Annotated in this window: 17 protein-coding genes and 1 tRNA gene; 11 read left to right on the forward strand and 7 right to left on the reverse strand. The window is 35.1% G+C overall.

Annotation, left to right across the window (positions count from 1 at the left end):
- Positions 1-85 precede the first annotated feature (85 nt).
- From HCB38_RS03560 to HCB38_RS03570, 3 genes are read left to right on the forward strand one after another with little or no spacing between them, the layout of a single operon-like run.
- Positions 86-808: an ABC transporter ATP-binding protein gene (locus HCB38_RS03560; protein WP_185637576.1), complete on the forward strand. Its 723-nt coding sequence runs from the start codon at positions 86-88 to the stop codon at positions 806-808.
- On the forward strand, positions 808-1923 hold the full coding sequence (locus HCB38_RS03565) for an ABC transporter permease (protein ID WP_185619102.1): 1116 nt from the start codon (positions 808-810) through the stop codon (positions 1921-1923). Before HCB38_RS03560 ends, HCB38_RS03565 begins: the two co-directional genes overlap by 1 nt.
- 24 nt (positions 1924-1947) lie before the next feature.
- Positions 1948-2604, forward strand: coding sequence for a TetR/AcrR family transcriptional regulator (locus HCB38_RS03570; RefSeq protein WP_185318353.1), 657 nt, complete (start codon positions 1948-1950; stop codon positions 2602-2604).
- A gap of 33 nt (positions 2605-2637) precedes the next feature.
- On the opposite strand, the gene ltaS is transcribed toward HCB38_RS03570, so the two are convergent.
- Positions 2638-4599 carry a lipoteichoic acid synthase LtaS gene (ltaS, locus tag HCB38_RS03575; protein ID WP_185318354.1) on the reverse strand — a complete coding sequence of 654 codons (1962 nt, stop codon included), beginning with the start codon at positions 4597-4599 and terminating at the stop codon, positions 2638-2640.
- 256 nt (positions 4600-4855) lie between these two features.
- On the opposite strand from ltaS, the gene HCB38_RS03580 reads away from it, so the two are divergent.
- Both HCB38_RS03580 and HCB38_RS03585 read left to right on the forward strand, forming a co-directional pair.
- Complete coding sequence (locus HCB38_RS03580) at positions 4856-5479, forward strand: DNA-3-methyladenine glycosylase (protein ID WP_185637578.1); 624 nt, start codon at positions 4856-4858, stop codon at positions 5477-5479.
- Between the two features lie 108 nt (positions 5480-5587).
- A complete protein-coding gene (locus HCB38_RS03585) occupies positions 5588-6256 on the forward strand; it encodes a class A sortase (protein ID WP_185318356.1) in 669 nt (222 codons plus the stop codon).
- A gap of 247 nt (positions 6257-6503) precedes the next feature.
- On the opposite strand, the gene HCB38_RS03590 is transcribed toward HCB38_RS03585, so the two are convergent.
- Positions 6504-7517: a DUF3829 domain-containing protein gene (locus HCB38_RS03590; protein WP_185318357.1), complete on the reverse strand. Its 1014-nt coding sequence runs from the start codon at positions 7515-7517 to the stop codon at positions 6504-6506.
- Between the two features lie 614 nt (positions 7518-8131).
- Here HCB38_RS03590 and HCB38_RS03595 point away from each other — a divergent pair.
- Positions 8132-8863, forward strand: a complete 732-nt coding sequence (locus tag HCB38_RS03595) for an MBL fold metallo-hydrolase (protein ID WP_003761386.1) — start codon at positions 8132-8134, stop codon at positions 8861-8863.
- 24 nt (positions 8864-8887) lie between these two features.
- Complete coding sequence (gene lplA1 / locus HCB38_RS03600) at positions 8888-9883, forward strand: lipoate protein ligase LplA1 (protein WP_185318358.1); 996 nt, start codon at positions 8888-8890, stop codon at positions 9881-9883.
- A gap of 37 nt (positions 9884-9920) precedes the next feature.
- Here lplA1 and HCB38_RS03605 read toward each other — a convergent pair whose 3' ends face one another.
- The 3 genes from HCB38_RS03605 to HCB38_RS03615 all read right to left on the reverse strand — a co-directional run bounded on the left by HCB38_RS03605 (position 9921) and on the right by HCB38_RS03615 (position 11757).
- Complete coding sequence (locus HCB38_RS03605; RefSeq protein ID WP_185318359.1) at positions 9921-10526, reverse strand: TVP38/TMEM64 family protein; 606 nt, start codon at positions 10524-10526, stop codon at positions 9921-9923.
- Between the two features lie 126 nt (positions 10527-10652).
- Positions 10653-11600 carry a glycosyltransferase GltA gene (gene gltA / locus HCB38_RS03610; RefSeq protein WP_185318360.1) on the reverse strand — a complete coding sequence of 316 codons (948 nt, stop codon included), beginning with the start codon at positions 11598-11600 and terminating at the stop codon, positions 10653-10655.
- Entirely contained in the window at positions 11584-11757 is a 174-nt protein-coding gene (locus HCB38_RS03615; protein WP_246414921.1) for a hypothetical protein, read from the reverse strand. Before HCB38_RS03615 ends, gltA begins: the two co-directional genes overlap by 17 nt.
- A 219-nt stretch (positions 11758-11976) precedes the next feature.
- Here HCB38_RS03615 and HCB38_RS03620 point away from each other — a divergent pair.
- From HCB38_RS03620 to nfsA, 4 genes are all read left to right on the forward strand, one after another.
- Positions 11977-12047: transfer RNA gene (locus HCB38_RS03620), tRNA-Gly, on the forward strand.
- A gap of 100 nt (positions 12048-12147) precedes the next feature.
- Positions 12148-13287, forward strand: a complete 1140-nt coding sequence (queG, locus tag HCB38_RS03625; RefSeq protein WP_185637580.1) for a tRNA epoxyqueuosine(34) reductase QueG — start codon at positions 12148-12150, stop codon at positions 13285-13287.
- A 20-nt stretch (positions 13288-13307) separates the two neighbouring features.
- Positions 13308-13817 (forward strand): tRNA (uridine(34)/cytosine(34)/5-carboxymethylaminomethyluridine(34)-2'-O)-methyltransferase TrmL, encoded by a 510-nt coding sequence (gene trmL, locus HCB38_RS03630; RefSeq protein WP_185318362.1) that lies wholly within the window; start codon positions 13308-13310, stop codon positions 13815-13817.
- Positions 13818-13829: 12 nt separating this feature from the next.
- Positions 13830-14570, forward strand: coding sequence for an oxygen-insensitive NADPH nitroreductase (gene nfsA / locus HCB38_RS03635; RefSeq protein WP_185637582.1), 741 nt, complete (start codon positions 13830-13832; stop codon positions 14568-14570).
- Positions 14571-14621: 51 nt separating this feature from the next.
- Here nfsA and HCB38_RS03640 read toward each other — a convergent pair whose 3' ends face one another.
- Together HCB38_RS03640 and HCB38_RS03645 are read right to left on the reverse strand one after the other, a co-directional pair.
- Entirely contained in the window at positions 14622-14783 is a 162-nt protein-coding gene (locus tag HCB38_RS03640; protein ID WP_003761398.1) for a lmo0937 family membrane protein, read from the reverse strand.
- Positions 14784-14868: 85 nt separating this feature from the next.
- Positions 14869-15327 (reverse strand): low molecular weight protein-tyrosine-phosphatase, encoded by a 459-nt coding sequence (locus tag HCB38_RS03645; RefSeq protein ID WP_185619093.1) that lies wholly within the window; start codon positions 15325-15327, stop codon positions 14869-14871.
- Positions 15328-15329: the final 2 nt, after the last annotated feature.

A 15329-nucleotide genomic window follows, 5' to 3' on the forward strand; every position in this document is an offset into this window, starting at 1 on the left:
AGCGTTCGGTTTTTTCTTTACATTGAAGAAAATTCGAGTAAAATAGAAAGTGAGTAATCACTCATTTTAAAAAGGAGGGAATGTAATGACGGAAATCGCAATTAATGTGATGAATTTAGATGTAAAAATCGGCAAGAAACCCATCTTATCAGATATGTCTCTTGATATCGAGAAGGGCGAGATTTTTGGCTTAATCGGTCCATCTGGTGCTGGTAAAACAACTCTTGTTAAAACTATCATCGGCATGGAGAAAGCAACAAGTGGACAAACGAAAGTACTAGGAAACGTAATGCCGAATTTGCCTGTAATTAGCAAAATCGGTTATATGGCTCAGTCAGATGCACTTTATACTGATTTAACTGCTAAAGAGAACTTAGATTTTTTTGCTTCACTTTATTCTATTAAAGGTATGGCTAAAAAAGACCGAATCAACTACGCGACAAACCTAGTTAATCTACAAAACGATTTAACAAAAAAGGTGAATAATTTTTCAGGTGGAATGAAACGCAGGTTATCTCTCGCTATTTCTGTCCTTGCAGATCCTGATGTTTTAATATTAGATGAGCCAACTGTCGGAATTGATCCAGAACTAAGAAAAACTATTTGGGAAGAACTGGATGATCTCAAGGCAAGTGGCAAATGTATCCTTGTAACGACACACGTGATGGATGAAGCCGAAAAATGTGATAGGCTTGCTATGATTAGAAATGGAAAAATAATTGCCATAGGGACCCCAGAAGAGCTCTCAAGCAAAACTACATCCGGCAAACTAGAAGATGCCTTTTTAGAGTTTGGAGGGAAGAACTAATGCGAATATTTGCGATCGTCAAACGCATCATAAACCAGTTCCGGCGAGATAAACGGACGCTTGCTTTAATGTTTCTTGCGCCACTTTTACTTATTACATTACTAACTTACTTATTTGAAGGCGATACAGTGAAGCCGGTTGTCGGAGTGAGCGGACTTTCGAGCTCTATGGTAAAAGAACTAAAAGAAAATGATTTAACAATCAAGACTTACCCAGACAACACGGACGTAACTGCGAAAATTAAAGATGCTAATCTTGACGCGTTCTTTCAACAAGATGGCGAGAAAATCAAAGTGACATACGAAAATAGTGAACCAAGCTTAAGTAAAGAAATCGGTTTAAAACTACAAAAAGCTCTGATGGCCGAGCAACAAGTTCAAGTAAAGAAACAAGCCAAAACAACAGGAGAAGCACTTGCCAAAGCTGGAATTGATCCAAACTCGCTTCCATCGCTTACAAACAGCCCTGAAAAGCTAACCATTTCAACCGATTACGTTTATGGCGACAAAGATACTAGCTTTTTCGACACAATTAGCCCGATTTTCATTGGCTTTTTCGTATTCTTCTTCGTATTTCTAATCGCTGGGATTTCCTTTTTGAGAGAACGGACAACAGGAACGCTTGAGCGACTCATGGCAACCCCTATTAAACGCATCGAACTAGAGTTAGGATATTTGATAGGCTTTGGTATTTTTGCACTACTACAGTCTATTTTAGTCGCAGTATTCTCCATTCAAGTACTTGGCATGATGCAAAATGGCTCTTTATTCTATGTGTTACTCATTACGTTAACTCTTGGAATGGTCTCCTTAGCACTAGGAATTTTACTTTCTACTTTTGCAAATAATGAATTTCAAATCGTTCAATTTATTCCTATTGTAATCGTGCCACAAGTCTTGTTTTGTGGGATTTTCCCGCTCGATGGCATGGCAGATTGGCTCGTATGGATTGCGCACATTATGCCGCTATACTACGGTGCAAATGCACTAACATCTATTATGGTGAAAGGAGAAGGATTTTCATCATTTGCAAATGATTTTTATATTTTATTAGGTTTTGTACTCGTATTTGTTATATTAAATATTTTTGCTTTGAAAAAATACCGGAAAGTTTAATTTAATGAGAAAGGAAGAAAAAAAGTGGATGCAGAAGGAGATATCTTGCGTCAAATGCTTGATTTGACAGAAAAAGAAACTAAAATGAGCGAAAAGCAGCGCCGAATTGTAGCAGCTTCTATTGAGCTTTTTGCAGAAAAAGGTTATGCAGGGACATCTACAAATGAAATAGCAAAAAAAGCGGGCGTAGCTGAAGGAACCATTTTTAGACATTATAAAACAAAGAAAGATTTACTAATGGCGATTACGATGCCGACATTGATTGGAGGGGTTATACCATTCTTGGCTCAAAGCTTTGTTAAAGAAGTTTTTGAAAGTGAGTATCCAGATTTCCAGTCGTTTATTCGCGAAATTATCGTTAACCGTTTTGAATTTGCAAAAGAGAATGGTAAAGTCATCAAAATATACTTTATGGAATTGTTTTACCATGATGAACTTAGAGCGCAGTTTTCTCAGATTTTTATGACGCATGTAAAAGGACAGTTTGACCAAATGATTGATTTTTATAAGGCGCGTGGAGAGATTATTGATATGCCTAACAGTACGATTATGAGGGCACTGATTACGAATATAGTTGGTTTTATGTTAACTAGGTTTGTTGTGATGCCAGAAGCTAACTGGAACGATGCAAAAGAAATAGATGATACGGTTTCTTATATCATGAGAGGTTTAAGTAAATAAAAAGTGAGTCCAGGATTTGCTGGACTCACTTTTTTATTTAGTAGAAGAATCAGTTGATTTCTTCTTATTATAATTGTATTTACTTGGGTCTACCTTTTTGAAGCCATCAGGAGCATAGAATCTTAATAAGTCTCCTTGTAAAACAGAATCAGAAAGCTCTAATTCTTTGGATACCTTCTCTTTCGTTTCTTTCATTTCTTTTGTTTCTGTAGCAATCGGTTCCCCAGTTTGCTGATTATACATGTTACCACCAATCATTGAATAGGTAGGAGTTATATAATCACCATTTCGGAATGGAACCAGTTGTTTATGGTCTTTAGAAAGTAAATCTGTACCAAATTGCAAATACTCTTTATTATCAACACCAAGTAAGTGAAGTAATGTAGGAAGTAAGTCAACTTGACCACCGTATTGTTCTTGAACGCCACCTTGAACACCAGGAACGTGAATCATTAAAGGTACACGTTGCGCTTGAGCATTTTCGAAAGTGTTGTAATCTTTACCAAGAATTTTTGTCATTGCTTCTTCATGGTTGTCGGAAATACCATAATGGTCACCGTACATGATAATGACAGAATTATCGTAAAGACCAGATTCCTTCAAGTAATCAACAAAGCTTTTCACAGATTCGTCTAAATAACGAGCTGTTTGGAAATACGTATCTACAGATGAATCACCAGTTGTCGCTGGTGCAATCGAAGCATCTTTCTCATCAATTGGATAAGGGAAGTGATTCGTAAGCGTAATAAATTTCGTGTAAAACGGTTGTTGTAATGATGATAGGTATTCTTCAGACTCTTTAAAGAATGGTTTATCTTTTAGTCCGTAGTTAGAAACATCTGCTTCGTTCATATCATAGTAACTAGCATCAAAGAAATTATCGTAACCAAATTGTTTATAAATTTCATCACGATTCCAAAAGCTCTTATAGTTCCCGTGGAAGACAGCGCTAGTGTAGCCTTGTTGGCCTAAAATAGCAGATGCTGATTCATATGTGTTTTGACCTTTAGTAGTAAAGGCAGAACCTTGAGGCAAGCCATAAAGCGAGTTCTCAAGTAACATTTCGGAGTCAGCTGTTTTACCTTGACCTGTTTGGTGGAAGAAGTTTGTAAAGCTTAGCGTATTTTGATCTTTAAAGAAAGAGTTAATAAACGGCGTTACTTCTTCTCCATTTAATTTATAATTCACTAGGAATTGTTGGAAACTTTCTAAATGAATATAAATAACGTTTTTGCCTTTTGCTTTACCGAAATATTCCGGGTTTGGTGCGGCATACTTGGATTTAGTATAGTTTAAAACTTCTGTAACATCACTACTATCAGCAAGTGCACGCTGCGTAGATGATTCGGTGCTTTTTACTGCATCATAGATTTGATAGTTAGTCATACCAAGATATTTTACAATATAATTTCTATCAAATGTTCTTGTTAATAGTTGCGGACGATCAATTTCTGCAAGTCCCAAGTTACCAAAGAACATCGCGATACCAAGCGTTAGAACTCCAACTACTTTTCTCGCACGAATACGGGCTGTTTTGTTTGGTTTTACAAAGCGGAAAGCAAGTAGTGCAATTAAAATGATAATATCCGCGAAGTAAATAATATCGTGCCAGCTGAGTAACGCTGTGATACTACTTCCCATATCACCCATGTTTTGCATTTGTTTTGCATTTAGATTCGGAAGCGTAATGAAATCACTAAAGAATCGATAATATACAATATTTGCGTAAAGAATAAAGCTCATTAAAAAGTCAATGACAATAATCCAGATAAATGAACGGCGTCCTTTAGCAAAAAGTGCGAGACCTAAGAAGAATATGGCCCCACTTAATGGATTTATGAACAGCAAGATTTGCTGCATTAGGTTCTCAATGCCGAGTTTAAATTCAAGTTGATATGCAATATACGTTTTTAGCCAATAAAGAATGACGGCTAGAACAAAAAATCCATAATTTTTGCTTAAAAACGTTTGGATTTTTATTTTCCAATCCTTCATGAAACACCTCTCCTACACACTATTTACTCATTTTAATTATTATTTTTGAAATGAAAAAAGAAGCTGTAATATGTTGAAAAAAACAATTTCACACAGCACCCACTTTAACATAATTCTAACACAAGATTAATAAAAGGCAAGTTATAACATATACATCTGAAGTATGATTTATTAACACGTAGGCTTATTTAACTAGCCAAAAAAGAACCATTTAAGATAGAATTCTGCTAGAATAAAAGTAAATGGGAGGTATAAAATGAGTGCCAAAATCACTTCAACTTTTTTTGAAAATAAATCTACTATTGAATTAGCGAGAGATATAATAGGAATGCGCCTCGTACATGAACTGGATAATTACACGCTTTCTGGTTATATTGTTGAAACTGAAGCGTATCTCGGAAAAACAGATATGGCAGCGCATAGTTTCCGAAACCTTCGAACTAACCGTACAGAAGTTATGTTCGGCTTACCAGGAACAATTTACACTTACCAAATGCACCGGCAAGTATTACTTAACTTTATTACAATGCAAGAAGGAATTCCAGAAGCTGTGTTAATTCGGGCAATAGAGCCAACGAAACATTCCTTGAAACAAATGGAACATAATCGTCTTGGAAAAACTGGCTTTGAATTAACAAATGGTCCTGGCAAATTAACACAAGCTTTAGGATTAAGTATGCAAGATTATGGGAAAACTCTTTTTGATAGCAATATTTGGTTAGAAAAAGCAAAAGTGCCCCATATAATAGAAGCAACTAAACGAATTGGTGTTCCAAATAAAGGTATCGCGACCCATTATCCTCTAAGGTTTACAGCTAAAGGAAGTCCTTATATTTCAGCGCAACGTAAAAACCATATTTCAGACTTTATTTGGGAGTAACTTTACAAATTTGTCACAGGTAAAAAAATACTTCAACAAGATGGCTGGCTTTCCTTTGCTTCAGCAGAGTAGCTACTATATAATGAAATAGTTACAAGGAGGAATAGTATGTTAAAGAAAACAATCGCAATAATTATTTTAATCATCGGTTTACTATTAATTTTTTCCCCATTCATTAAAAACGGTATTGTAAAATATATGAGTGGCCATGAAACAATCGAACAATACAATGCACCAGATTTAAAGAAGAATAACGAAAAAGATGCTACATTTGATTTTGAAAGTGTTCAACTTCCATCTATGACAGCTGTCATCAAAGGTGCCGCAGACTATGATAAAGATGCCGTTATTGGCTCGATAGCGATTCCTTCCGTTGACGTTAACTTACTAGTATTTAAAGGTACTAACACTTCTAATTTGCTTGCAGGAGCAACCACTATGCGCTCTGACCAAGTAATGGGCAAAGGTAACTATCCATTAGCGGGGCACCATATGCGTGATGAATCAATGCTATTTGGTCCAGTTATGAAAGTTAAAGAAGGTGATAAGATTTATCTAACTGACCTCGTAAATTTATATGAATATACAGTTACTGAAACAAAAACAATTAATGAAACGGAAGTTAGCGTGATAGATAACACGAAAGATGCTAGAATCACATTAATCACATGTGATAAACCAACGGAAACAACAAAACGATTTGTTGCAGTTGGCGAGCTAGAAAAAACAGAAAAATTAACAAAAGAACTAGAGAATAAATATTTCCCAAGTAAATAAAAATATTTCATAAATAATTTAGTACGCTCCTAAAGTTAGCCTAAACATTCTAACTTTGGGGGCGTATTATAATTCGTTAGCTAACTAACTCTGACTAAGGAATCGTTGTGCTACAAGTACTTACCAATTAAAGCGAAATTTGGTTGTAACTCAGTTTATAGTATGATTGGATAAAAAGTATCGACCAGAGGAATCTGGTCGATACTAAGTTTAGTTTTATATCTTATATATTTTTGTAATAAGGTTTTTAATGGAAATTAATGAAAGAATTATAGTCAGTTACTAACTCATTGTAAGAATCCATTAATTTTTCTGGAGTTCCTTCAACTGTATTAATAAATGATGGGTTTTCAAGTTCAGTTTGAGAAATAGCTTCTTTCTTTTTAAGACGATTTAATAAACTGGATGCATCTGCTTTTGTTGTTTTAGCAGAATTCATTATTCCAGAAAGATCATTTTCAGTAAGTTTTTCTTTTTTAAGCTGTTTTTCATCTGTACTAGCTTTTACTAACTCATCATAGGATTTAGTGAATTGATTGTATGCTTCTTCATAAGCTGCTAGATCTGTATCAAGTACATTTGATGCATTAATACCTTTACTTTGTAGCGTTGTAATTAATTTTTCAGTTTGAGAAATGAAATTATTTACATTATAAATTGTTAACTCACCAGCATCTTTCATTTCTTTGGCTGCGGCTTGTTGTTGTTTGTCGATAATCTTGCTCATTTTTTCGTTAAAGGATTTAATATCTTTGTTGGTAGTTTCGCTAGATTTTAATAAATCATTATGCAGAGATTCTGCTTTTTTAAAATTATCATCAATATATCCTTTAGAAGTATAATAGTCGCTTAACTCAGTAAGTGTTTTTGTATCTGCTTCTAAATCTTTAACAAGTTTTTTAGCTTCTTTATCTACTGCGAACGAAGGTGATTTATCTACGAATTTATTGACAGTATCAATAGAACTTTTTGTTAAAGATACACCTCTAAGTGGTGGATAAAAATCATTACCTGGTTTTTTATATTTTCCGTTTTCATCAGAATAATCTTGGAAATATTGTGATTGAGCTTCTAAAAATTCTGAATTAACTGCATTACTAAATTCTACATAAGCATTATATTTTTCTAACTCTTTGCCACTATATACATCACTTTTTTTATCTTTTGTGGTTGCTTCTTTATCAGCAGAAGCTTTCTCTACTGAACCTTCTCCGTTACTACCACAAGCAGCTAGTAAACCAACTAGCAGGAAAGTACTCATTAAACATAAACTCCACTTTTTAAAATGTCTCAACTTTTTAACCATCCTTTTAAATAATTTTTTGTTTTGCTAGGTGTTTCGTTAAATTTGAGTGTTGTAATAGTATTTACTACTACAAACTCCTTTACTAATAAAATATACTCATCTTGCCATCCGGAAATGGAATTTATCGCGTCTATAGCTTTATTTCAAGCTTCAACAATAAAGCTATATCGTAGAAACGCCTCTTACTAAAGGCAAGTTGAATGATAACAGATATTGTATCTTTTTGGTTGCTCAACTTGTGCAAGGACAAAAACATATTGTTCAGGTTTATATACATACGCTGTTATCTATGTTTGGGTGATTTGTTAATTTACTTTTCACCAACATTTTTTTGTTTTTCCTTTGCTTGATGTAAAGTTTGTCAACTCCTTTAAGCTTTGATGTTTAAAGTGTATCATTTAATTTTAAGAAACTCTGAAAAAGGATAAATAGTTAATTTGAAATAGAAATTATATTTATTTTGTCAAATGTTTCCTTAAATAGTGTGTGTAGCTTTTGGATGATTTCTCCTTTTATTATAAATGTTGTATCATATATATGAGGTTTATATTGAGAAAGGAAGTGCAGTAATGAAACTAACCGTTTTTGGACATTGGGGCGGCTATCCGGTAGCGAACGAAGGAACATCGAGTTATTTGCTAGAAGAAGCTGGATTTAAGTTATTAATTGATGTGGGGGCAAGTGCCGTTTCCATCATGCAAAACTTCATTGACCCTGATGACATTGATGCCGCAATAATTTCTCATTACCATCCAGATCATGTAGCAGACGTAGGAATTTTGCAGCACATTCGTTTGTTGTCACAAAAAAAAGAAAAACCACCTGTCTTACCTATTTATGGGCACAAAGAAGATGAACGTGGCTATTCTTATTTAGAAATGGCGAATGTAACAAAAGCAGTAGAGTATAAAGCAGATGACACGCTTGAAATTGGACCGTTTAAAGTAACCTTCTTAAAAACAGTTCATCCAGTACCTTGTTACGCCATGCGAATTGAAGCAGCAGGGAAAATCTTTGTATACACCGCAGATAGCGCTTATCAAGATAGTTTTATTCCTTTTGCAGAAAACGCAGATTTACTCGTAACAGATACGAACTTTTTCCATGATTTAGCTGGTAAAACAAAAGTTCATATGGCAAGTACCGAAGTCGCAAAAATTGCTAAAGAAGCAAATGTGAAATCGTTACTCCTTAGCCATTTGCCAGAAGTTGGAGATTTAGAAGTATTGAAACAAGAAGCAGCAGCCATTTACACCGGAGAAATTGCACTCGCATCAAAAGGATTTACGAAAACATTTTAATATAGAAGAAAAGGGGTTAGGGGTATGTATTTTATAGATAATAATAATGAAAAAGATCCGCGTATTAATTTAGCAGTGGAGGAATTTATTTTAACCGAATTGAAGTTAGATGAACCTGTTCTACTTTTCTACATTAATAAGCCATCAATAATTATTGGTCGGAATCAAAATACGGTAGAAGAAATCGATACAGAATACGTCGAGAAAAATGATGTGATTGTTGTGCGTAGACTTTCAGGTGGTGGCGCTGTTTATCATGATGAGGGCAACTTGAATTTTAGTTTTATTACAGATGATGACGGCGAATCGTTCCATAATTTTGCGAAGTTTACACAACCGATTGTCGAAGCTCTTAAACGTTTAGGCGTAAATGCGGAATTAAAAGGACGTAATGATTTATTAATCGATGGTTTTAAAGTATCAGGAAATGCGCAATTTGCAACAAAAGGAAAAATGTTCTCCCATGGTACTTTAATGTATGATTTGAACTTGGATAACGTCGCTGCATCACTAAAACCACGTAAAGATAAAATTGAATCAAAAGGAATTAAGTCTGTTCGTAGTCGTGTAGCGAATATTTCTGATTTTATGGATCAAGAAATGACTACCGAAGAATTCCGTGATTTATTATTACTTTATATTTTTAATGTGGATAAAGTAGAAGATGTAAAAGAATATAAATTAACTGTTGCTGATTGGGAAAAAATCCATGAAATTTCTGCTAAACGTTATGGTAATTGGGATTGGAACTACGGTAAATCGCCAAAATTCGATTTAACACGGACAAAACGTTTTCCAGTTGGAGCAGTCGATGTCCGCTTAAACGTCCAAAAAGGAGTTATTACAGATATTAAGATTTTCGGTGACTTCTTTGGCGTAAAAAATGTGGCGGATATTGAGGAGAAATTAGTAAATATAACATATAAGCGAGAAGCATTAGCTGAGGCATTAGCTGATATAGAAGTAAAAGAATACTTTGGTAATATTACTAAAGACGAATTTTTAGATTTACTGTATTAAAAAAATGGCAAGCACACAAAACATGTGCTTGCCGTTTTTATTTAAGATTTTTTCCTGACATCCAATGTTCCAGCCGTTTCCCAACAAACCATAAAATTAAGACAGAAACTGCTAAAATAGCCAGTTTAAGCGGTTGGTGAATCAAGTCTACGAAATCATAACCAATATAGCTAATCGCAAAGACTTTTATTAATTTTCCGCCTACAAGCGCTAAGATAAATTGGTAAACTTTTATTTTAGAGAGACCTGCAACGATATTTACAGCAGAAGATGGTGTAAAAGGCATTACAAGTAAAATGAAAATCGGACTAAAACCATGTCTATCAATCCATTCCATTACTCGTTTAATTTGTTTGTGTCCAGAAATAAATCGTAAAAATCGAGTTTGTCCAAATTTTCGAGCTAACAAGAAAACACATAAACTACCTGCAATTGCAGCAGTAACGGAGATTAAAAAGCCACCAAATAGTCCATATGCATTTACGTTCACTACAACAAAAACAATAAATGGTAAAAAAGGTAAAAACGCTTCAATAAAAGGTAAGAAAAAAGCTAAAAGTGGACCTAAATTCCGATACTCACTTAGCCAGTACATTAAATTATCATAAGAAAAGAAATTCATCATATCCTGCCAAAATGTCATAAGCAAGCCTCCAGTAGTCTTTAAAAACATACTTTTATTTTCTCACATAAAAATGATAAAGCGCTAATAAAACAGCTTGAATATAGTTAAAAATCCTAGTAAATCAACCAGGATTTTAACTATCTATTATTTTTGATCAGAAAAACCATTTTCTTCTTCAACAATATAAAGCGGGCGGTCTTTTACTTCATCATAAATTCGACCAATATATTCACCAATTAAGCCGAGAATGAAGAGAATTGTTCCCCCAAAAACGAGTTGTAAAATAATAATAGAAGTCCAACCAGTTAATGTTGTATCAGTAAAGAACCTTTGGAAAAGCACAATAATTAAGTAAATAAAACCAATGAAAGCTGTTAAAACGCCAAGATAGCTTGCCAGTTTTAATGGACGATAAGAAAAGGATGTAATTCCGTCTATAGATAATTTAATCATTTTTTTGAGTGGATATTTTGTTTCTCCAGCCGCGCGTTCATCACGTTCATAATGCAGGGCTGTTTGTTTAAAACCAAGCCAACTAACTTGTCCGCGAACAAAAGGATTTTTTTCATGTAATCCAGCTAGCTCCCGACAAACTTGCGCATCCATGAGTCGGAAGTCACCAGTATCAACCGGAATATTAATATCTGTTAATTTAGTTAAAATACGGTAAAAGAGAGAAGCACTTTGTTTTTTAAAGAAAGTTTCACCTTTTCGTTTCAGACGTTGAGCGTATACAACTTGGTAGCCTTCTTTCCACTTTGCTACCATTTCAATAATTAACTCAGGGGGATCTTGTAAATCTGCGTCTATAACAATAACTGCTTTACCATGCGCATAATTGGCTCCAGCAGTAATAGCAATTTGATGCCCGAAATTCCTGGAAAAATGGATAGCTCTTACACAACTATCTTCTGCACTTAATTTTTGCAACATACTCTTCGTTAAATCTCGACTACCATCATTAACAAAAATAATTTCGTAGGGACCGTCAAGGGTTTGCATGACTTCTGTAAGTCTCCCGTAAGTTTTTAGTAGAACTTCTTCTTCGTTAAAAACAGGGACTATACAGGAGTATTCAATATTTTTTTCCATACTTCACACATCCTTCATTAAGTTGATAAAGTGTCCCGCCACTAGTACCATTTATCCCTGTTGCTCTTACTTCTATAGTTTGTGATGCACTAGAAGTAGCATTGTCGTTCGAAAGAAGCGGAACAATACTACTTAAAGTCAACGATTTCTTTACCATTCCTTCATCCATTTTACCACATTTGGTTCAGAAGCTTTACTACTTAAGGATGAGAATCAATATTTACTGCGTAGTATATAAGTAAGTAAAAAGACTTGAAAAATCATAAATACAGTGGAATTTTATTTTTTACAAAGAAATTCCAGAAAAAGTCTTGTCAAAACTAACATAGAATGGTATTATATAAAAGTTGTTAAAACACTAAGAACTACTTACTGTGCGGGTGTAGTTTAGTGGTAAAACTACAGCCTTCCAAGCTGTTGTCGTGGGTTCGATTCCCATCACCCGCTTTATATTTTTTATAAATCCTGTTATCAACGCAGTGTTTCGACCTTTTTAAGCGAAGCATTGCGTTTATTTTATTGCCTGAAAATAAGGAAAGGGGGAATGATGATAGTGAAGCCAGAATCAAATTACGCAGCGCTAAAAGAAGAGCTAATTGCTTATGCACATGAAATTGGAATTCAAAAAATTGGTTTTACGACAGCGGACCCTTTTTTATTTTTAAAGGAACGGTTATTAGAAGCTGAAGCGTTAAATCTTTTTACAGGGTTTGAGCATCCGGTTATTGATGAGCGTGTATATCCGGAGCTTATTTTCAAAGCACCTCAGTCGATTATCGCTATCGCACTTGCTTATCCATCTAAATTAACAGAAGCTCCTATCAGTAAAAAAGAAGCAAGACGCGGCGTATTTGCTAGAGCTTCGTGGGGCATCGATTATCATACTGTTTTACGAGAAAAATTAGCTTTACTGGAACACTTTTTAAGTGAACGTTTACCTAATGTACGGATGAAATCTATGGTAGATACCGGTGAATTATCTGATGTGGCTGTGGCAGAACGAGCTGGCATTGGTTGGCGCGGGAAAAACACGCTGCTTATTACGCCAGAATACGGCTCTTGGGTTTATTTAGGGGAAATGATAACCAATATCCCTTTTGAACCAGATACGCCTGCTAGCGACTTGTGTGGCAGCTGCAATCAATGTATCAAAGCTTGTCCAACAGGTTCCTTGTTAGGTGAAGGAAAAATGAATCCGAAAATCTGTTTAAGCTATCTTACCCAAACAAAGGACTTTCTAGATGAAAAATATCGCGAAGTATTGCATAATCGTTTGTATGGCTGTGATACTTGTCAGGTAGTTTGTCCATATAATCGAGGGCATGATTTTCATTTTCATGAGGAAATGGAGCCGGATCCGGAGCTTGTTCGTCCCGAGTTAAAGCCACTGCTACATATTTCAAATCGCGCTTTCAAAGAGCAGTTTGGTGATATGGCTGGTTCATGGCGTGGAAAAAAGCCAATCCAACGAAATGCGATAATTATTTTAGCTCGTTATAAAGATAAAACTGCAGTACCAGAATTAATTGATTGCTTGGAAAATGATCCGAGACCAGTCATTCGCGGAACCGCTGGATGGGCCTTACGTAAAATTGGCGGAGAACAAGCGGAAGAAGCTGTCCAAAAAGCGCTCCAAAACGAACAGGATAAACAAGTACTCCAAGAATTAACAGCAATACCAAATTAATAGAAACAAGGTGAAAAGAAATGCCAAACCATATCGTACTATATCAACCAGAAATCCCTGCAAACACAGGAAATATCTCAAGAACTTGTGCTGGAACAGACACTTATTTACATTTAATTCGTCCACTTGGTTTCTCCACAGATGATAAAATGTTAAAACGCGCCGGACTTGACTACTGGGATAATGTGAAACTTTCCTATTACGATTCTCTAGATGAGTTTTTCGAAAAAAATGCCGGTGGAGAATTCTACTATATAACTAAATTTGGGCGGCATGTTTATAGTGACGTCGATTATAGTGATTCGAATAAAAATTATTTCTTCGTTTTTGGAAAAGAAACTACTGGTTTGCCTGATGAACTTTTACAAGCAAATGAAGAAAATTGTTTACGCATTCCAATGACAGATCATATTCGTTCTTTAAATTTATCTAACACCGCAGCAGTTTTAGCATATGAAGCGTTACGGCAACAGAGTTTTGGCGCGCTTTTACAAGAACCGAATTACGACCGAAAAATCTTTAAAGACTAAGGGGGAGTTAGGATGAATCAGACGATAGATGCCTTATTAGGTCATTATTCAGTACGGAACTTTGAAGATAAAGCTTTAACAGAAGAAGAATTAGCTTTACTCATTAAAAGTGCGCAGGCTGCATCTACATCTAGTTTTGTTCAAGCATACTCGATAATCGGAATAACAGATAAAAAAATTCGGGAACAAATTTCTGCCATTGCGGGAAATCAACCATATACTGTACAGACAGGACAATTATTTATCTTTGTTGCTGATCTAGCGAGACACCAAGCCATCCTAGAAGAACATCAAGTAGACACAGCCGCACTAGAAACTTCAGAAAAATGGCTTGTTTCCATCATTGATGCCGCACTTGCCGCGCAAAATATGGCTGTTGCCGCAGAATCGTTAGGATTTGGTATTTGCTTTATCGGAGGGATTCGTAACGACGTAGGGCAAATTGCCGGAATTCTTGATTTGCCACCATATACGATGCCATTATTTGGCTTAACAATAGGTCATCCGATTAAAGGCAAAGAAAAAGCCAAACCTAGATTACCACAAGACTTGGTTTATCACGAAAATGCTTATCAAAAAATGAATCCAGCAACTCTAGCAAAATACGATGAACAAATAAAAAATTACTACGATGAACGAACAGCAGGAAAACGAGTAGAGGGCTGGTCCGAGCAAATTGCACGCGGACTTGGAAGAAAAAGCCGATTAGACTTAAAAGATTTTTTACAAAAACAACATTTAAATCAAAAATAAAAAGAGTGGTTTGGCGCATTACGTTAATGCACCAAACCACTCTTTTTTCAGTTATTTACGTTTATTCCTAGCCATTTGAATTAAGTTCCAAATAACGAGTATTAACACTACTACTAGCAAGATATTAATTAATCCGCCCGCTACATGGAAAATAATCCCAAGTAACCAAACTGCTAATAAAACAACGATGATTCCCCAAATAATTCCTAACATATAAAAAAACCTCTTTCTAATCTTTTGATTGTACTCTTATATATTCCCGAGTGACAAGTCTCTAAACATGTTAGGGATAAAAAGGCTATTTTTTTGTAATAAAAGCTAAAAGAGCCTTGACTCCTTCTGTCACCATTCGCTCTGTTTCATCAAAATCACCTGTGTAATAAGGATCAGGAATTTCTTCCTCTTCCTTACCTGAAACAAAGGACATTAGTGAACGAATAGTTACGTCTTTGTTTTTATTAAGTGCATTTAAATCAGCTATATTATTTTGATCCATCCCAATAATATAATCAGCTTGTTCAAAATCGGCATCCGTTACTTTCCGAGCGCGCATTACTTCATAATTAATACCATGCTTTTTCAAAACTTCTCTTGTACCACGGTGCGGTGGCTTTCCTAAGTTCCAGGTTCCCGTTGCCGCAGAATCAATTTCTATTTCATCCGTTAACCCCGCATTAGCAACTTCTTTTCGAAAAAGTCCTTCTGCCATTGGAGAACGGCAAATATTTCCTAAACATACAAATACTACTTTTACCAATT

The organism is Listeria farberi (assembly GCF_014229295.1).
GTDB lineage: Bacteria > Bacillota > Bacilli > Lactobacillales > Listeriaceae > Listeria > Listeria farberi.